General features: G+C 64.8%; 15 protein-coding genes. 14 read left to right on the top strand and 1 reads right to left on the bottom strand.

The annotated features are described in order from the left end of the window. The first annotated feature begins 57 nt into the window (after positions 1 to 57). The 14 genes from uppS to tilS all read left to right on the top strand — a co-directional run bounded on the left by uppS (position 58) and on the right by tilS (position 17,483). A complete protein-coding gene (uppS, locus tag OCT39_RS14575; protein WP_263585179.1) occupies positions 58 to 843 on the top strand; it encodes a polyprenyl diphosphate synthase in 786 nt (261 codons plus the stop codon). Beyond that, the gene (locus OCT39_RS14570) at positions 836 to 1,657 is read left to right on the top strand and encodes a phosphatidate cytidylyltransferase (RefSeq protein ID WP_263585178.1); all 822 of its coding nucleotides are present in this window, start codon (positions 836 to 838) and stop codon (positions 1,655 to 1,657) included. Before uppS ends, OCT39_RS14570 begins: the two co-directional genes overlap by 8 nt. Then, positions 1,654 to 2,871, top strand: coding sequence for a 1-deoxy-D-xylulose-5-phosphate reductoisomerase (gene ispC / locus OCT39_RS14565; protein ID WP_263585177.1), 1,218 nt, complete (start codon positions 1,654 to 1,656; stop codon positions 2,869 to 2,871). The genes OCT39_RS14570 and ispC overlap by 4 nt, the downstream gene beginning before the upstream one ends. A 20-nt stretch (positions 2,872 to 2,891) precedes the next feature. Next, complete coding sequence (gene rseP, locus OCT39_RS14560; protein WP_263585176.1) at positions 2,892 to 4,250, top strand: RIP metalloprotease RseP; 1,359 nt, start codon at positions 2,892 to 2,894, stop codon at positions 4,248 to 4,250. Between the two features lie 98 nt (positions 4,251 to 4,348). Next, positions 4,349 to 6,700: an outer membrane protein assembly factor BamA gene (gene bamA / locus OCT39_RS14555; protein WP_409335781.1), complete on the top strand. Its 2,352-nt coding sequence runs from the start codon at positions 4,349 to 4,351 to the stop codon at positions 6,698 to 6,700. A 66-nt stretch (positions 6,701 to 6,766) separates the two neighbouring features. Further along, positions 6,767 to 7,264, top strand: coding sequence for an OmpH family outer membrane protein (locus OCT39_RS14550; protein ID WP_263585175.1), 498 nt, complete (start codon positions 6,767 to 6,769; stop codon positions 7,262 to 7,264). A gap of 51 nt (positions 7,265 to 7,315) precedes the next feature. Beyond that, complete coding sequence (gene lpxD, locus OCT39_RS14545) at positions 7,316 to 8,353, top strand: UDP-3-O-(3-hydroxymyristoyl)glucosamine N-acyltransferase (protein ID WP_263585174.1); 1,038 nt, start codon at positions 7,316 to 7,318, stop codon at positions 8,351 to 8,353. Positions 8,354 to 8,488: 135 nt separating this feature from the next. Beyond that, positions 8,489 to 8,932 carry a 3-hydroxyacyl-ACP dehydratase FabZ gene (gene fabZ / locus OCT39_RS14540; RefSeq protein ID WP_263585173.1) on the top strand — a complete coding sequence of 148 codons (444 nt, stop codon included), beginning with the start codon at positions 8,489 to 8,491 and terminating at the stop codon, positions 8,930 to 8,932. Then, complete coding sequence (lpxA, locus tag OCT39_RS14535) at positions 8,929 to 9,696, top strand: acyl-ACP--UDP-N-acetylglucosamine O-acyltransferase (protein WP_263585172.1); 768 nt, start codon at positions 8,929 to 8,931, stop codon at positions 9,694 to 9,696. Before fabZ ends, lpxA begins: the two co-directional genes overlap by 4 nt. A gap of 66 nt (positions 9,697 to 9,762) precedes the next feature. Then, on the top strand, positions 9,763 to 10,944 hold the full coding sequence (gene lpxB / locus OCT39_RS14530; RefSeq protein WP_263585171.1) for a lipid-A-disaccharide synthase: 1,182 nt from the start codon (positions 9,763 to 9,765) through the stop codon (positions 10,942 to 10,944). Further along, positions 10,937 to 11,557 (top strand): ribonuclease HII, encoded by a 621-nt coding sequence (gene rnhB / locus OCT39_RS14525; RefSeq protein WP_263585170.1) that lies wholly within the window; start codon positions 10,937 to 10,939, stop codon positions 11,555 to 11,557. The genes lpxB and rnhB overlap by 8 nt, the downstream gene beginning before the upstream one ends. Positions 11,558 to 11,588: 31 nt before the next feature. Then, positions 11,589 to 15,098, top strand: coding sequence for a DNA polymerase III subunit alpha (gene dnaE, locus OCT39_RS14520; protein WP_263585169.1), 3,510 nt, complete (start codon positions 11,589 to 11,591; stop codon positions 15,096 to 15,098). Positions 15,099 to 15,217: 119 nt separating this feature from the next. Then, positions 15,218 to 16,174, top strand: a complete 957-nt coding sequence (locus OCT39_RS14515; RefSeq protein ID WP_263585168.1) for an acetyl-CoA carboxylase carboxyltransferase subunit alpha — start codon at positions 15,218 to 15,220, stop codon at positions 16,172 to 16,174. Further along, positions 16,155 to 17,483 (top strand): tRNA lysidine(34) synthetase TilS, encoded by a 1,329-nt coding sequence (gene tilS, locus OCT39_RS14510; protein ID WP_263585167.1) that lies wholly within the window; start codon positions 16,155 to 16,157, stop codon positions 17,481 to 17,483. Before OCT39_RS14515 ends, tilS begins: the two co-directional genes overlap by 20 nt. Here tilS and ppx read toward each other — a convergent pair. Continuing rightward, entirely contained in the window at positions 17,469 to 19,004 is a 1,536-nt protein-coding gene (gene ppx, locus OCT39_RS14505; RefSeq protein WP_263585166.1) for an exopolyphosphatase, read from the bottom strand. The two genes, tilS and ppx, sit on opposite strands and share 15 nt — an antisense overlap. Positions 19,005 to 19,174: the final 170 nt, after the last annotated feature.

Here is a 19,174-nt window from a genome sequence, read left to right as displayed (position 1 = left end):
CATGGCGCTCGGGCGACGGTATGGCTCATTTATGACTGAACGTTGGTGCAAGACCCCATGACGTCTCCGCAGTTTCCGACTCAGGCGCCAAGCGCTGCCAAGCCTTCTCACGCCGGCGGGGCGACCCCCTTGCACATCGCCATCATCATGGACGGCAACAACCGCTGGGCGCGTGCGCGTGGGCTTTCCGGCGTTCGCGGCCACCGCGCCGGCGTCGAGGCGGTGCGCGCGGTCATCCAGCGCGCCGCCGAGCGCGACGTGAAGACGTTGAGTCTGTTCGCTTTTTCCAGCGAGAACTGGAAGCGCCCGGCCGCCGAGGTCAACGCGCTGATGGAGCTTTTTTTGATGGCGCTCAAGCGCGAAGTCAAAAAGCTTCACGAGCGCAATATTCGCCTCTCGGTGATCGGCGAGCAGCAGGGCTTCTCTAACGCCATCCAGAAGCATATCCAGCGCGCCGAAGCGCTGACCGCCGACAATACCGGCATGCACCTGGTGATCGCCGCCAACTACGGCGGCCACTGGGACATCGCCCGCGCCAGCCGCGCGCTTGCCGAGCAGGTGGCGGCGGGTACGCTCGACCCGGCCGATATCGACGAGACGCGCCTCGATCAGGCGATGAACACCGGCGAGGTGCCGCCGGTGGATCTGTGTATTCGCACCAGCGGCGAGCAGCGGCTCTCCAACTTCCTGCTCTGGCAGCTGGCCTATGCCGAGCTCTACTTCTCCCCCCTGTTTTGGCCGGACTTCGGTGCCCAGGCGTTCGATAGCGCGTTGAACGAATTCTGTTCCCGGCGCCGACGCTTTGGCATGACGGACGAACAAATAGAGGCGCAAGGTGCTTAGACAGCGGATCATTACCGCAGCCTGGTTGGCCCCGTTAACGCTGATCGGTCTGTTTGGACTCACAGGCGGTGCCTTTGCCCTGTTCACCGCGGTGATCGTGCTGCTGGGGGCGTGGGAGTGGACCAATCTGGCCGGCATCGCCGGGCGCGCCCGGCGCCTGAAGCTGGTCGCGCTCATGGCGCTGTTCATGGCGGCGATGTGGGCGGGCGGCTTCGCCTACGCGAGCTGGCCCTTGTGGCTTGCCGCGATCGGCTGGGTGGTCAACTTCTACTGGGTAGCGAACTACCCGGAAAAGCGCCAGCAGTGGCATGGCCGCGCCGGCCGTCTGGCCATCGGCTTCTGGGTGCTGCTGACCTGCTGGGTAGGCTTTAACGTGCTGCGCGAAAGCGGCGGCGTATGGCTTTTATTCGTGCTGCTTTTGGTATGGAGCGCCGACATCGGCGCCTACTTCGCCGGTCGGCGCTTTGGCAAGCGCAAGCTCGCCCCGCGCGTGAGCCCGGCCAAGTCCTGGGAGGGCGTGTATGGCGCGCTGGTCGCCACGTGCCTGCTGGCGGTAGGCTTTGCCTTCTGGCAACCGATGGGCGTGGCCGGCGGCGTCACGCTGGTCGCGATAACGGCGCTGGTGACCTTCGTTTCGGTGCTGGGGGATCTGTTCGAGAGCATGCTCAAACGCTTTCGCGACATCAAGGACTCGAGCAACCTGCTGCCGGGTCACGGCGGCGTGCTCGATCGTGTCGACAGTCTGACCGCGGCGGTTCCGGTGTTCGCGCTGTTCTATTCTGAAGTGCTCAGCGTTCAGGTGGCCGCACTATGACGTCGCCCGCGCTGCAGCGCGTCACCGTGCTGGGCTCGACCGGCTCGATCGGCAAGAGCACGCTCGACGTCATTGCTCGCCACCCGGAGCGCTACCGGGTGTTCGCGCTGGCCGCCCACACTTCGAAAGAGGCGCTTTTTGAGCAGTGCCAGGCGCACCACCCGGAGGTAGCGGTACTGGCCGGCGCTGACGACGCCGCCTGGCTTGCGCGGGCGCTCGAGGACGCGGGGCTTTCCACCCAGGTGAGCTTTGGCGCTGAGGCGCTGTGCGCCGTGGCCCGGGACGAACGGGTAGATACCGTGATGGCGGCGATCGTCGGGGCGGCCGGGCTCATGCCGGCGCTGGCTGCCGCCGAGGCGGGCAAGCGGATACTGCTTGCCAACAAGGAGGCGCTGGTGATGAGCGGGGCGCTGTTCATGGACGCCGTCGCGCGCTCGAACGCCACACTGTTGCCCATCGATTCCGAACACAACGCCATTTATCAGTGCCTGCCGGCCGAGCATCGCGGCGGGCTCGCGCGCCACGGCGTTCGAAAACTTCTATTGACCGCCTCCGGCGGGCCGTTTCGCCAGTGGAGCGCGGCGGACATCGACGCCGCCACGCCAGAGCAGGCCTGCGCACATCCCAACTGGTCGATGGGGCGCAAGATTTCCGTGGATAGCGCCACGCTGATGAACAAGGGCCTGGAGCTGATCGAGGCGTGCTGGCTGTTCGACGCCCACCCGGATCACATTCAGGTGGTCGTGCACCCGCAAAGCGTGGTCCACTCCATGGCCGCTTTTGATGATGGCTCGGTGATCGCCCAGCTCGGCAATCCCGACATGCGCACGCCCATCGCCTATGGCCTGGCGTGGCCGGAGCGGATCGATTCCGGTGTCGAAACGCTCGATCTTTTCCAGATCGCGCGGCTCGATTTCGAAGCGCCGGACGAGGTGCGCTTTCCCTGCCTTCGCTTGGCGCGGGAGGCGATGCAGCAGGGCGGGGCGGCGCCGGCGATTTTGAACGCCGCCAACGAAGTGGCGGTGGAGGCGTTTTTAAGCGGCCAGCTGCGCTTTGGCGGCATTGCCGAAGTAGTGGCCGGCGTCGTCCAGGCCCCGCACGCGCACCGTGCGGATAGCGTCGAGGCGATTCTGGCCGCCGATCAGTGGGCGCGAGAGCAGGCAAGCTTGCTGCTCGAGACCGCGCGTTCCAGCGAGAACCAGACCGGCGGGTAAGCGGCCGAAAGGAGGCGCGCGTGGGACTATTACAGAACGTGTTGGCGGTCATCGTCGTGTTGGGGCTTCTGGTCACCTTTCACGAGTTCGGCCACTTCTGGGTCGCCAGACGCTGCGGCGTAAAGGTGCTGCGCTTCTCGGTGGGCTTTGGTAAACCCTTCTGGTCGACGACCGACCGTCATGGCACCGAGTTCGCCGTGGCCGCGATCCCGTTGGGCGGCTACGTCAAGATGCTCGACGAGCGCGAAGCGCCCGTGCCAGAGGAGCAGCTGGGTCAAGCCTTCAATCGTAAAAGTGTCTGGGCGCGCATCGCCATCGTCGCCGCCGGGCCGATCGCCAATTTTCTGTTGGCGCTGATCGCCTACTGGGCGCTGTTCGTCGCCGGCACCACCACCGTCACACCGCTTATCGGTAACGTCGCCCAGGACTCGCCGGCGTATGAGGCGGGCCTGCCGGAAGGCGCCGAGATCACCGCGATTCAGGCTGATCCCATGCGCTCCTGGGAGGAGATCAATTTAAAGCTCGTTTCGCTGATCGGTTACAGCGGCGAGCTCACCTTTAGCGCGCGGGAAACCGCATCGAGCCCTGCGCGCACCTATTCACTGCCGGTACAAAACTATCTCGCCCGCCAGGATCCCCCCCAGCCGCTGCAAAGCCTGGGTCTCACGCCCTGGCGCCCGCCGGTGCCTGCGGTGCTCGGCCAGGTGCTCGACGATGGCGCCGCCGCTGGCGCTGGTCTTGAGCCCGGCGATCGGATTCTGGCGGTCAGCGACACACCGGTCGAGAACTGGATGGCGTTCGTCGGCATCATTCGCGAAAGCGCAGGGCAGCCGCTTTCGGTGCGCATCGAGCGCGGCGGTGCGCCGTTGACGCTGTCGCTGACCCCGGAAAGCAAACCACTGGAGAACAGCGCCGAGGTTGGGTACATTGGCGCAGGGGTAGAGCAGGTCGACTGGCCCGAGGAGCTTACCCGTGAGATCCGCTATGGGCCGCTCGAGGCGGTGGGGCAGGCGTTTTCGCGCACCGGTGAAATGATCGTTTTGACGGTCGATGCGATCCGCAAGATGCTGGTGGGGCTCATTTCGCCCTCCAACCTCTCCGGACCCATCACCATCGCCCAGATTTCCGGTGACTCCGCCCGCGCGGGAATGGAAGCGTTCGTCGGCTTTTTAGCGTACCTTTCCATCAGTCTCGGCGTTTTGAACCTGCTGCCGATTCCGGTGCTCGATGGTGGGCACTTGCTTTATTATTTTATCGAGATCGTGCGGGGTCGCCCGGTTTCAGAACACACCCAGGCAATGGGGCTGCGTATCGGGCTCGCCATGGTGGGGACGCTAATGATCATGGCGCTCTACTTCGATCTGATGCGCCTTTGGTAATGACGCGTGTAGCGCGTGGGATGCCTTGTCATCCGCCTGCACAAATGTATATGGTGCCTGTTTAACAACCGGCAGACCAACGCGAGCGAACTGACTGCATGAAAATCAAGACCCTTGGAATGGCGGCACTCCTGCTGGCGGCGTCCAGCAGCGCCCAGGCACAATCCTTTGACGTTTCGGACATTCGTGTGGAAGGACTGCAGCGGGTATCTGCCGCCTCGGTCTTCAATGCCTTTCCCGTCAGCGCCAACGACCGCGTCAGCGAGCAGGAGCTGGCCGCCGCCGCGCGCAACCTGTTCGCCACCGGCCTGTTCGAAGACGTGTCGCTCGTTCGCGAAGGCGACGTGCTGGTCATCCAGGTCGTCGAGCGCCCGACCATCGCGCGGCTGAACATCACCGGCAACAGTGAAATCGCCGATGACGACCTGCGCCGCGGCCTGCGCCAGTCCGGGCTTTCCGAGGGCCAGGTGCTACAGCTCTCCACGCTCGAGGAGATTCAGCGCGAGCTCGAAGGCGTCTACCAGTCCCAGGGGCGCTACAACGCCTCCATTCGCACCGACGTTCAGGAGATCGACACGGGCCGCGTGCAGGTCAACATCAACGTCGACGAGGGCGACGTGGCGACCATCCGACAGATCAACATCGTCGGCAACGAGGATTTCGATGACGATACGCTGCGCAGCGTTTTCGAACTCGAGGACCGCCCGGGGCGCTTTTTCGGCTGGTTCTCCAACGATGAATACTCGCGCGAGGCGCTCGCCGGTGATATCGAGCGGCTGCGCTCGTTCTATCTCGACCGTGGCTACGTCAACTTCGACGTCACCTCGACCCAGGTGTCGATCGGCCCGCAGCAGTCCGAGATCTACATCACGCTGAACGTGGACGAGGGCGAGCAGTTTCGCGTCGGCGACATTCGCTTTGCCGGCGACCTGCAGATCAGTGAGAGTGAGGCGCGACAGCTTCTGGAAGTGCAAAGCGGCGACGTGTTCTCTCGCGCCGATGTCAACGCCTCCACCGAGGCGCTACGAAGCCGCCTGGGTGCCGAAGGCTTCGCCTTCGCCGAGGTCCGTGGCGTGCCGGAGCAGACCGGAAGCAACGACACCGTCGATCTGGTGATCGCCGTCGATCCGGGCCAGCGCGCCTACGTTCGTCGGATCGAATTCTATGGCAACACCACCACCCAGGATGAAGTGCTGCGCCGTGAAATGACCCAGATGGAGGGGGCGCCTGCCTCCACCGAGTCGATCACCCAGTCGCGCCAGCGCCTCGAGCGTTTGGGCTTTTTCAGCCAGGTGGAAGTGGACACCCAGCCGGTCCCCGGTCAGCCGGATCTTTTGGACGTGACCTACAACGTCGAAGAGCAGCCCTCGGGCTCGGTGTCGGCCAGTGTGGGTTTCTCGCAAAGCGCGGGTATCATCTACGGCGTGGGTCTTGCTCAGAACAACTTCCTCGGTACCGGTAACCGCGTCAACGTCGGCGCCCAGCGAAGCGACACCTTCACCAGCGTCAACTTCGCCTTCACCGACCCCTACTGGACGCTGGACGGCATTTCGCGCGGCTATAACGTGTTCTATCGCGAAACCGACTACGCCGACTCGGACATCTCGACGTTCTCGACCGACGCCTATGGCGCCGGCATCAACTTCGGCTATCCGGTCAGCGAGCTCTCCAGGCTCAACTTCGGCGCCAGCGTCGAGGATCTGACGATCAAGACCTACTTCGACACCGCCTCGGAAATTCGCCGCTACGTCGAGGACCAGGGCGAGGACGCGCAGAGCCTCAAGCTTACGGCCAGCTGGACGCGCAACAATTTGAACCGCGGCATCATGCCCACCGCCGGTAGCTACCAGCGGCTGTCGCTGGAAACCGGCGTGCCGGGCAGCGACGCTCAGTATTACAAGGCCCGCGCTCGCGCCCAGCAGCTCTTCCCGATCAACGAGGAAGAGACCTGGGCGCTGAAGTTCACCGGTAACCTCGGCTACGCCGATACCCTGGGCACTAACGACCCGTTCCCGTTCTACGAAAACTTCTACTCCGGTGGCCTTGGTTCGGTGCGCGGTTTCACCTCCAACACCCTGGGTCAGCGCACCACGCCTGCTCGCGAAGGCGGCCGTGACCGCACGCTGGGCGGTAACGTGTTGGTCGAGGGCAGCGCCGAGGTGCTCTTCCCGCTGCCCTTCGTCGAAGATCAGCGCTCGATCCAGACGTCACTGTTCTTTGATGCGGGTAACACCTTCCTCGACTCCTGCTACGACGTGCTGGACGAAGACGCCGGCCGCCAGCGCTGCAGCTCCGGCGTCGATCTGGGCGATCTGCGCTACAGCGCAGGTATCGGTCTTTCCTGGCTGACGCCGGTAGGCCCGCTGACCTTCAGCGTGGCCGAGCCGCTCAATGATGAAAGCGGCGACGATACCCAGTTCTTCCAGTTCTCGTTGGGACAAACGTTCTAATACGGCCGTCGGCCGCCGGGAGTGCCCCGGCGGTTTGGCGCGGGCCAGCTTAAGAAAGGAGTGAGTATGCGTAAATTGACGGCCGCCGCGTGTCTTTTCGGGGTCATGGCACTACCGGCCTACAGCGCCGAAGTCGCGGTGCTCGACTGGCGCGCGGCGCTGATGAATACCCAGTCCGCGCAAACCTCGCTGAGCCAGCTGGAAGGCCAGATCGGTAGCCAGCAGCGTGAGGCCCAGGCGCTGGGTAACGAGCTTCAGCAGCTTCAGCAGCGCCTGCAAAACGAAGGCGAGACCATGGGCCAGGCCCAGCGCGACGCGTTGATCAGCGAGCTCCAGCAAAAGGGCAGCCGTTTCGAGCAGCTGCGCCGCGAGGTGCTCCAGGCCCAGCAAAACTCCGAGCAGCAGTTTTTGCAAAGCGCCGAGACCAAGCTCGAGCAGGCGGTAGAGCAGGTGCTGGCGCGGCGCAACATCGACGTGCTGGTCGAGCCCCAGGGCGTACTGCACTCCTCGACGGATCTGCCGAACGTCACCAACGAAGTCACGCAGATTTTCGACTCACTCTAAATCAAACGATGGGGGTGCGCCACGGCCGCACCCGCGCACTTGTGGGCTCTTATGACGCACGCTTCTCACACCATCACGCTGGCCGATATCGCCCGCCACCTGGATATCGACGTCGACGGCGACGTCGACCAGCCCATTCGAGGGCTGGCGACGCTCAAGGAGGCCGAGCCCGACCAGATCGCTTTTCTGGCCAATCGCGCCTACCTCAAGGATCTGGCCAGCACCCGCGCCGCGGCGGTGCTGCTCCACCCGGAGCACGGCAAAAACTGCCCGGTGCCCCGGCTCGAAACGCAAAACCCCTATCTCGCCTACGCCAGGGTTTCCCAACTTTTCGACCCGCTCGTCGCCCGCGATACGCCCGGTATTCACGCCACCGCGGTGGTGGCCGACGACGTGGTGCTGGGAGAAGGGGTATCGATTCAGGCCAACGCCGTGATCGAGCCCGGGGTAACGCTGGGGGACCGGGTCGTCATCGGCGCCGGTAGCGTCGTCGGTGCGGACAGCGCGATCGGCGAGGGCAGCCGACTGCACGCCAACGTCACCGTCTGCCACGGCAGCGTGATCGGCAAGCGGGTGATCCTGCAAAGCGGCTGTGTGATTGGCGGCGACGGCTTTGGCTTCGCCCACGACGGTGCCGGCTGGCACAAGATCGCCCAGCTCGGCGGTGTGGTGCTGGGCGATGATGTCGAAGTCGGCAGCTGCTCGAGCATCGACCGCGGGGCGCTGGGCGACACGCTGATCGGCAATGACGTCAAGATCGACAGCCAGGTCCAGATCGCTCACAACGTCATCATCGGCGATCACAGCGCGCTGGCGGGTTGTGTCGGTATCGCCGGCTCCACCCGGGTGGGCAAGCACTGCATGCTCGGCGGCGGGGTCGGGCTCTCCGGGCATCTCACCCTCTGCGACGGCGTGCAGGTCACCGGCATGAGTCTTGTGACCAACTCCATCACCGAGCCTGGCGTCTACTCCTCGGGCACCGGGGCGATGAACAATACCCAGTGGCGCAAGAACGCCGTGCGTTTCAAACAGCTCGACGATATCGCCAAGCGGTTGAACAAGCTGGAGAAAAATCATCGCAGTGAGTAGGGCATCAGGTTAACGGTGCCAGGCGGTGGTTCTTTGCCCGGGTGCAAGGGTATAATTTCGCACCTTTTGCCGGCAGGAGTACCGGCCTTTACCTGATGCGCAGTCGGGTTTTTTGTCTTTTTCGAGGTCGTCACGATGGTTATGGATATCAACGAAATTCGCGAGTACTTGCCCCACCGCTACCCGTTTTTGCTGGTGGATCGAGTCACGCAGTTGACTGTGGGCGAATCCATCGTCGCGTTCAAGAACGTCAGCATCAACGAGCCCTTCTTCAACGGCCACTTTCCCCATCACCCGATCATGCCCGGCGTGCTGGTGATCGAGGCGCTGGCCCAGGCCTGCGGTATCCTGGGTTTCAAGACCGTCAACAAGCGGCCCGCCGACGGCTACGTGTACTACCTCGTCGGTAGCGACAACGTGCGTTTCAAACGTCCGGTCATGCCCGGCGACCAGCTTCGCCTGGAGGCGAACGTGATCAAAGGCAAGCGCGGCATCTGGAAGTTCGCCTGCCAGGGCACCGTGGATGGCGAACTCGCCTGCGAGGCGGAAATCATCTGTGCCGAGAGGAAGGTCACTTGATACATCCTACCGCACTGGTCGACCCGACCGCCCGCCTGGCCGATGATGTCGAGGTCGGCGCGTTCACGGTGATCGGCCCGGACGTCGAGATCGGCGAGGGCTCCGTCATCGGCCCCCACGTGGTGATCAAGGGGCCCACCAAACTGGGTAAGCGTACGCGCATCTTCCAGTTCGCCTCCGTGGGTGAGGAGTGCCAGGACAAGAAGTACGCCGGCGAACCCACGCGCCTGGTGATGGGGGACGACAACGTCGTGCGCGAAGGCGTGACCCTTCACCGCGGCACCGTACAGGATCGCAGCGAAACCACCATCGGCTCGCGCAATCTGTTCATGGCCTACGTCCACGTCGGCCACGACTGCGTGATCGGCGACGACTGTATCCTCGCCAACCAGGTAACCCTGGCCGGCCACGTCGTCGTCGGCAATCACGCGATTCTCGGCGGGCTCTCGGCGGTGCATCAGTTCTGCCACTTCGGCGACTACGCCATGGCCGGCGGCGGCTCGATCATCACCAAGGACACGCCGTGTTACATGATGATCAACGGCAACCCCGCCGAGGCGCGCGGACTCAATCTGGTGGGGCTCAAGCGCCGCGGCTTTAGCCGCGAGGCGATCAGCGCGCTCACCGCCTCCTACAAGCTGGTCTATCGCCAGGGGCTGACCGTCGAGCAGGCGCTCGAAGAGATGCGCAGCCGCTTCGATCTGGCGGAAGTCACCCACTTCGCCGACTCGATCGAGCGCTCCACCCGCGGCATCGTTCGCTAGCCCCCATTTTAAAAGCGCGCCCGGCTCGGCCGGCGCGCTTTGTTCAACGCTACAGGAAGATCGAGCATGACGCTTGCGCGCGTATACCTCGTCGCCGGCGAGCTCTCCGGCGATCAGCTGGGCGCCGGGCTGATGCGCGCGCTGCGCGCCCGTCACCCCGGGGTCGAGTTTCGCGGTATCGGCGGACCCAACATGCAGCGCGAAGGCCTCGAGAGCCGCTTTCCGTTGGAAACCCTCTCGGTGATGGGGCTGGTCGAGGTGCTCAAGCATCTGCCGGCGCTCATCCGGGTGCGGCGTACGCTGTATGATGAGGCGCTGGCCTGGCAGCCGGACGTCATGATCGGTATCGATGCGCCGGACTTCAACACGGGACTCGAGCTCAAGCTGCGCCAGGCGGGTATCAAGACCGCTCACTACGTCAGCCCTTCGGTATGGGCCTGGCGTCAGGGGCGGGTGAAGAAGATTGCCCGCGCCGTGGACGCCATGCTCACGTTTTTGCCTTTCGAGGCCGACTTCTACGCGCGCCATCGGGTGCCCGTCGCTTTCGTCGGCCACCCGCTGGCCGACGAAATGCCGCTCACCAACGACCGCGTCGCGGCCCATCAGGCGCTCGGCCTCGAGGCCAGCACCCCGGTGCTGGCGGTGCTGCCAGGCTCGCGGGCCAACGAAATCCGTTTTATGGGCGCAACGTTCATGGAGGCCCTCATTACGCTCTGCGCGCGCCATGAAGCGCTTGGCGTAGTGATTCCCGCCGCCACCGAGGCGCGCTTTGACGAGCTCACTGCGCTTCTGGCGAGCTACCCGGCGCTCAAGGGCCGGGTGACGCTGACCCAGGGCGGCGCCCGCGAGGCGATGGTCGCAAGCGATGCGGTGCTCTTGACGTCCGGGACCGCCGCGCTGGAAGCGATGCTTTGTCATCGGGCGATGCTGGTGGCCTACAAGATGGCCCCGGCGACCCACTGGCTCGCCAAAAAGCTGGTCAAGACGCGCTGGATCTCGCTGCCCAACTTGATCGCCCAGGAGGATCTGGTGGCTGAGCTCATTCAGGACGAGGCCACCAGCGAAGCGATTGCCGCAAGGCTCGATGCGCTGTTGAGCGACGCTTCCGCCCGTCAGGCGCTGGAGGCGCGCTTTGCGCAGATGCACGCAGGGCTTCAGCGCGGTGCCAGCGAGCGCGCCGCGCGCGCGATCGAAGCCGTCGCGAAAGGCGCGGCGCTGCCCGACACCGTCCAGGAGACTCATGGCTAAAATATCTCGCGACGATCATCCGCCGCTCGTCATCTCCTACACCGGCACGCTGCTGGCCGGGGTCGACGAGGTCGGGCGCGGGCCGCTGGTCGGCAGCGTGGTGGCGGCGGCGGTGATTCTCGACCCCGAGCAGCCGATCGAGGGGCTGGGAGATTCCAAGACGCTGAGCGCCAAAAAGCGCGAGGCGCTGGATGCGCTCATTCGCGAGTCGGCGCTTGCGTTTTGCATCGCCGAGGCGAGCCCGGCAGAGATCGATGCGCTCAATATTTTTCACGCCACGCACCTGGCCATGCGCCGGGCGATTGACGGGCTCGCACCACAGGCCGAGTATCTGCTGGTGGACGGCAACCGGCTGCCCGGTCACGCGCTTCCCGGCCAGGCGGTGGTGAAGGGCGACGCGCGCCACCCGGCCATCGCTGCGGCGTCGATTCTCGCCAAGGTGGCGCGCGACGCTCAGATGCTTACGCTCGATGCGCGCTACCCGCAGTACGGTTTCGCCCGTCACAAGGGCTACCCGACCAGAGAGCATCTCGCGGCGCTCGCCGAGCACGGGCCGCTTTTGGAGCATCGACAAAGCTTTGGGCCGGTCAAGCGCCAGCAGGCGCCGGCGTAGGCACACTCATCTATCTAGTGGTGAACCTCTTATGACGTCTCCCTTCGTTCATCTTCGGGTGCACAGCGAATACTCCCTGGTCGACGGCCTGGTAAAGCTCAAGTCGCTGGTCAGTACGACCGCTGCCCGCGCCATGCCGGCGCTGGCGCTGACCGACGAGACGAACCTGTTCGGGCTGGTGAAGTTCTACAAGGCCGCCCAGGGGGCGGGGCTCAAGCCGATCATCGGCAGTGACCTGTGGCTTGCCAACCCGCATGACGAGGCGCACCCGTACCGCATTACGCTGCTGGCGATGAACGACGTCGGCTATCGCAACCTCACCGAGCTGATCTCGAAGGGCTGGAGCGACGGCCAGCGCCAGGGCCGCGCGATTCTCGATAAGCGCTGGGTGCTCGCGCAGAGCGAAGGACTGATCGCGCTCTCCGGCGGGCGTGAAGGCGATATTGGTCGCCACCTGTTGAGCGATCACGAGCGCGAGGCGCGCGCGCTTTTAGAGGAGTGGCAGTCGGCGTTTCCCGACCGCTTTTATCTCGAGCTGATCCGCACCGGGCGCTCGCTGGAAGAAGCCTGCGTTCACCAAAGCGTTGCGCTTGCCGTCGAGACCGGCACCCCCGTGGTCGCGACCAACGACGTGCGCTTTCTGGAGCGCGACGACTTCTGGGCGCACGAGACGCGGGTAGCGATCGGCGAGGGCAAGGCACTCGACGACCCCCGCCGCGAACGGCGCTATACCGAGGAGCAGTATCTTAAAAGCCCGGAAGAGATGGCGGAGCTGTTCTCGGACATCCCTGAGGCGCTCGAGAACAGCGTGATGATCGCTCGGCGCTGCAGCGTCGACGTACGTCTGGGCGAGATATTCCTGCCCGAGTTCGGCATTCCCGAGGGTATGACCCAGGACGAGTTCTTCAGAAAGGTCTCCCACGACGGACTGACCGAGCGCCTCGACTTTCTGTTCCCGGTGGATCGCTACCCGCGTGACAGCGACGAGTATAAAACGATCGATGCGCGCTACCGCGAGCGGTTGGAGTTCGAGCTCAACGTCATCATCCAGATGGGTTTTCCCGGCTACTTTTTGATCGTGATGGACTTCATCCAGTGGGCCAAGGACAACGACGTGCCGGTCGGGCCGGGGCGCGGCTCCGGTGCAGGCTCCTTGGTGGCCTATGCGCAGAAGATCACCGATCTCGACCCGATTGGCTACGATCTGCTGTTCGAGCGCTTTTTGAACCCGGAGCGGGTCTCGATGCCCGACTTCGACGTCGACTTCTGCATGGAGAAGCGCGACCGGGTGATCGAGTACGTGGCGGACCGCTACGGGCGTAACGCCGTGTCCCAGATCGTCACCTTCGGCACCATGGCCGCCAAGGCGGTGGTGCGCGACGTCGCCCGTGCCCAGGGCCGGCCCTACTCGCTCGGTGACAAGCTCTCCAAGCTCATCCCCTTTGAAGTCGGCATGACGCTTGGCAAGGCGATCGAGCAGGAACCGGCGCTCAAGGAGTTCATCGACACCGACGAGGAAGCCGAAGAGATCTGGGAGATGGCGCTCAAACTCGAGGGCACCACCCGCGGTACCGGCAAGCACGCCGGCGGCGTGGTCATCGCCCCGACCAAACTCACTGACTTCTCGCCGCTTCTGTGCGATGAGGACGGCTCGGGGCTGGTGGTGCAGTTCGACAAGAACGACATCGAAGAGGCGGGGCTGGTCAAGTTCGACTTTCTGGGCCTTCGAACGCTGACGATCATCGACTGGGCGCTGGAGATGGTCGACAAGGTGCGCGACGCCGCCGGTGAAGGCCCGCTCAACATCGACGCCATTCCGCTCGATGACGGCAAGACGTTCGAGATGTTGAAGCGCGCCGAGACCACGGCGGTATTCCAGCTCGAATCCCGCGGCATGAAGGAGCTGATCAAGCGGCTCTTGCCGGATTCGCTCGACGACATGATCGCCCTGGTGGCGCTGTTCCGGCCAGGGCCTTTGCAATCCGGCATGGTCGACGATTTCATCAACCGTAAACACGGCCGCGCGGAAGTCTCTTATCCACACCCGGATTACCAGCACGAGCTGTTGAAACCGGTGCTTTCGCCCACCTACGGCATCATCCTGTATCAGGAGCAGGTGATGCAGATCGCCCAGGTGATGGCCGGCTATAGCCTCGGTCAGGCCGACATGCTGCGCCGGGCGATGGGCAAGAAAAAGCCCGAGGAGATGGCCAAGCAGCGCGCCGGCTTCATGGAAGGGTGCGCGGCCAACGGCATCGACAAGGATCTGGCGGGCAACATCTTCGACCTGGTGGAGAAGTTCGCCGGCTACGGCTTCAACAAGTCGCACTCCGCCGCCTACGCGCTGGTCTCCTACCAGACCGCGTGGCTCAAGGCGCACTACCCGGGGCCGTTCATGGCCGCGGTCATGTCCACCGAGATGGACAACCTCGATAAGGTGGTACCGCTGATCGAGGAGTGTCGCAATCTCAAGCTCACCGTGACGCCGCCGGACGTCAACGTGGGCGGCTACAAGTTCACCGTCGATGTGGAGGCCCGCGTGGTCTACGGGCTCGGGGCGATTCGCGGCGTGGGCGAAGGCCCGATCGGGGCGATCGTCGCCGCGCGTGAGGAGGGCGGACCGTTCAAGGATCTGTTCGACTTCTGCCGGCGCATCGACCCCAAACGCATGAACAAGCGCACCCTCGAGGCGCTGATTCGCTCCGGGGCCCTCGATAACCTCGGCCCCAACCGGGCGGTGCTGTTCGCCGCCATGGAGGACGCGCTCAAGGCGGCGGCGCAGAGCCACGCCAACCAGAACCTGGGGATGCTCGACATGTTCGGCGACGCCTTCGCCCCGGCCGAGGAACAAGAGGCGAGTGACGTCTACACCGAGTACCGCCACGCCCGGGAGTGGTCGGATCGTGAGCGCCTGGCCGGCGAGAAGGATACCCTTGGGCTCTACCTCACCGGTCATCCGATCGACGAGTACGAACGTGAACTCAAGCGCTTCGTCTCCACGCGCATCAGCGAGCTCAAGCCCTCCTGGGAGCCGCAGCGGGTGGCGGGGCTGGTGGTAGCGATGCGTACCATGAAGTCCAAACGCGGCGACACCATGGCCTTCGTCACCCTCGATGACCGTACCGGGCGTATCGAGGCCTCGATCTTTGGCGAACTGTTCGAGCAGCTTCGAGGCCAAAGCCTCGACGGGCAGGTGTTGATCGTCGAAGGCGATGTCTCGAGTGATGACTTCTCCGGTGGGCTCAAGCTTCGCGGCAAGGAGGTCACGCCGATGGTGGCGGCCAGACTCAAGTATGGCCAGGGCGTGGAGATCGCGCTGGATGCGAGCAAAATCAACGGCCGTCTGGTCGAGAGCCTGCGCGACTGCCTGAGCCCGTATCGCGACGAGGCCGGGCTTCCGGTGCATCTGCACTACCGCCATGAAGAGGCCACCGGGTGGCTTTCGCTCGACGAAAGCTGGAGTGTGACGCCCAGCGACGACCTGCTGCAGACGCTTCGCGACGTCGAGGGCCAGGTCGGTATCCAGCTGCGCTACCGCTAGCGTTTGGCGCGCGCGCCTTGCGCGCGCCGGCCCAGGTGCGATAATGCACGTTTGACGATATTTTCATCACGACATTTTCACTCAAGCTTCTTTTCACAGGACGCTTACAGGCAGAGCCGATGAATCCCAACTATCTCGATTTTGAACAGCCCATAGCAGAGCTTCAGGCAAAAATTGAGGAGCTGCGCTTGGTAAGCTCCGACAACCAGGTCAATCTTTCCGACGAAATTACCCGGCTCGAAGAGAAAAGCCGCAAGCTGACCGAGTCGATCTTCAAGGATTTGACGCCCTGGCAGGTGTCGCAGATTTCGCGCCATCCGCAGCGCCCCTATCCGCTGGACTACTTTGCCTCCATCTTCACCGACTTCGACGAGCTCCACGGCGATCGCAACTTTGCCGATGACGCCGCGCTGGTTGGCGGCGTGGCGCGTCTCAATGATGCCCCGGTGATGGTGATCGGCCATCAAAAAGGCCGCGACGTAAAAGAGAAGGTGCGCCGCAACTTCGGTATGCCGCGCCCGGAAGGCTATCGTAAGGCGTGCCGACTGATGGAGATGGCCGAGCGCTTCAAGATGCCGGTGCTGACCTTCATCGACACCCCCGGCGCCTACCCGGGTATCGACGCCGAAGAGCGCGGCCAATCCGAGGCGATCGCCTATAACCTGGCGGTGATGTCGCGGCTGAAAACGCCGATCATCTCCACCGTGGTAGGCGAGGGCGGCTCCGGCGGGGCGCTGGCGATCGGCGTATGCGACGAGCTGCACATGCTGCAGTACTCCACCTATTCGGTGATCTCGCCGGAAGGCTGCGCCTCGATTCTCTGGAAAAGCGCCGAGAAGGCCTCCGAGGCCGCCCAGGCGATGGGCATTACCGCCGAGCGCCTGAAGGAGCTCGGTTTCGTCGACGAGCTGATCAAGGAGCCGCTGGGCGGTGCTCACCGCCACCCGGCCACTACCGCCGAGCGCATCAAGCAGGCACTCAGTGATAGCCTCGAGCGCCTTGAGCGGCTGGATACCGATACGCTGCTTGCGCGCCGCTATGAGCGCCTCATGAGCTATGGCGCCCCGGCCGCCTGAGCCGCTTACCCCGCTTGAACGGCTGTTGACCGACGCCCTGGCGCACACCGCGCCGGGGCGCTCTGTTTGGGTGGCGCTCTCCGGCGGGCTCGACTCCACGCTGCTGCTCGCCCTGGCCGCCGGCGTCTGCCAGCGCGCCGGGCGAGAGCTTGCGGCGCTTCACGTCAACCACGGTTTGCAGGCCGCCGCCAGGGATTTCGAGGTTCACTGCCGCACGCTGTGTGAGTCGCTCGGCGTGGCGTTGGAGGTGGCCCATGTGGACGTCGCGCTCAACGGCGAGGGCCTGGAGGCCGCTGCCCGCGCCGCCCGCTACCGGGCGTTTGAGACCCACGTCCCACAGGGCGATACGCTGTGGCTCGCCCAGCACCAGAACGATCAGGCCGAAACCTTTCTGCTCGGCGCGCTCAGAGGCAGCGGCGTGCGGGGGCTGGCGGGCATGCCCGAAAGACGTCAGTGGCGGGGCCGTACGCTGGTGCGCCCCTGGCTCGAGCGGCCGCGTGCCGAGCTCGAAGCCGCTGCCAGGGCGCGCTCGCTTGACTGGTGTGACGACCCGACCAACGACGATCTTGCGCTTTTGCGCAACCGGCTACGCCACCGCGTACTGCCGGCGCTTGGCGCGAGCGGCCCCAGGATGCTGGCGCGCAGCGCGCGGCTTGCCGGCGAGGCCGATGCACTGCTTTTTGACTACGCCGTGCAGGATCTTGAAGCGCTCTCCCGCGGGCCGGGCTGTCTCGAGGTCGAGGGGCTTCGCGCGCACTCTCCCGCCCGCCAGCGGCTATTGATCCGCACGCTGTGCCAAACGCTCGAGCTTCCCACGCCGCCGGCAGCGCGGCTGGAGAGCCTGCTCGAGCAGCTCGGCGCGGCCGACGATGCCCGGGTTCACCTTCGCTGGCCCGGGGCCGAGGCGCGGCGCTGGCGCGGCGGGCTCTATCTGATGGCGCCGCGCCAGGCGCTGCCGGCGTGGCAGGTGAGTTGGAACGGTGAAGAGGGGATCGCCACGCCGCTGGGACCCCTTCGGGTCCGCCTCTACCCGGCGCGGCGGGTGACGCTGCGCTTTCGCCGGGGCGGCGAGGTGATCGATCTGGCCGGGCGCGGGCGGCGCGATCTCAAGCGTCTGTTGCAGGAGGCGGGGCTTCCGCCCTGGCGGCGCGAGGGCGTGATCGTGGTGATGGAGGGAGAGCGCTGTCTGGCCGCACTCGCCGGGCCTGACCGGGTCACGCCAGACCGGGTCACGCCTGACCGGGTCACGCCTGACCGGGTGCTGTTCCAGGCCCGCGATGTCACGTTGATCGCGCTAAATGAGCTTTAGCGAGAATCCGGCGGCCTGAAGCGCGGCCTGCTCCTGCTCGAGATCAGTGCTTAACAGCGTCGGCTCGTCGCTTGCCGGCAGCGTCACGGTCAGTGTCTGCTCGCTTGCCGTGATAGTCGGCGTGGCCGGCGGCTCTTCCGGGCGCGAGTGGTTGAGCAGTACCGCCAGGCGCAAAAGGCGCGCAAGCTTGGTACAGGCGTCGCGCTGCGCCGCGGGCAGCGACTGCCACTCCTTGACCGGAAACTTGCGCCGGTGGGCGCGAACGAGCTGCGCCAGAAGCTGCTGCTCCGGGCGCGAAAAGCCGGCCAGATCCGAGTGTTCGAGCAAATACGCGCCGTGACGATGAAACTGGCTGTGAGAGATCGCAAGGCCGATCTCGTGCACCAGACACGCCCACTCCAGAAAATGGCCCTGCTCCGGGGTGAGCCGCCAGGCGCGGCTCACCTGTTCGAACAGCGCCCGCGCGGTATGGGCCACGTTATCGGCCTGGCGCACATCGACATCGTAGATCTGCTGCAGGTTGGCAAGCGTGCTGGCGCGAATGTCCTCGGCGGTGTTGCGCCCGGCCATGTCGAACAGCACGCCCTCGCGCAGCGCACCGTCGGCAAAGCGCATCTCTTTTAGATCGAAGGCTTCGAAAATCGCGCTCAGGATCGCGATGCCGGCGGGGAAAACCCGGGCGCGATCCTCTTTGAGACCATCGAGGACGACCTTATCGAGACTTTTGCACTTGATTAGCCGGTCGCGCAGCTTCCTGAGCCCCGCGCGGGTGATCATGCCCTCCTGCGGCGTATCGCCGTAGGCATGGAGCACGCTGGCGGCGGCCTTGATGGTGCCGCTCGAGCCCACCGGGTCATCCCAGCCGAGCTTTTGATAGGGGCGCTGAATGTTGGCGAGCTCGGAAAGTGCGGCGAGCTCGGCGCGGCGCATGCGCTTCTCGGACAGCTCGCCGTCGGGAAAGTAGCGGCTCGTGTAGGTCACACAGCCCATGCGCAGGCTTTCGAGGGCTTTGGGCTCAAAAGCCTCGCCGATGATCAGCTCGGTGGAGCCGCCCCCGATATCGACGATCAGCCGGCGACCGTTTTCTGCCAGCGCGTGGGCCGCGCCCAAATAGATCAGGCGCGCCTCTTCGCGCCCGGCGATGATTTCGATGGCGTGGCCAAGCTGCGCTTCGGCCTGATCGATGAAATCCTGGCTGTTATGGGCGTCGCGCAGCGCGTTGGTACCGACGATGCGCAGATTGGCGGCGTCGATGTCGCTAAGAAAGGGGGCGAAGCGGGCCAAACACTCGAGCGCGCGCTGCATGGCCGCCTCTTCGAGATAGCCGTTATCGTCGAGCCCCGCTGCCAGCTGAACCTTTTCGCCTAGCCGTGCGACCACCTGAAGGCGCTCGTTGACGTAGTTGGCCACCAGCAGGTGGAAGCTGTTCGAACCAAGGTCGATGGCGGCGAGCCGGGTCGGCTGCGAGCCCTCCGCGGCGGGGGAGGCATCGGGCTCGGCGAGCGGGGTGTCCTGTAACATGAGCGTTCCTTCCAATGGGCTAAGGCAAGGTTGCGTCGCCGGCCAGCCGTTGTCAATTGCTCGGGGCTTGCGTTTAGGCCGGCGCTTGACTACCATCGAGCTACTGGCCTGCTCCCGGCTGGCCTGTCGGTCTCGATGCGTTGATCCAAATGCACGGCGAATCGGCAGGA

This window comes from Halomonas sp. GD1P12, from assembly GCF_025725645.1.
In the GTDB taxonomy this organism is placed as follows: domain Bacteria; phylum Pseudomonadota; class Gammaproteobacteria; order Pseudomonadales; family Halomonadaceae; genus Vreelandella.
This window is presented reverse-complemented; position numbering and strand designations above follow the sequence as displayed.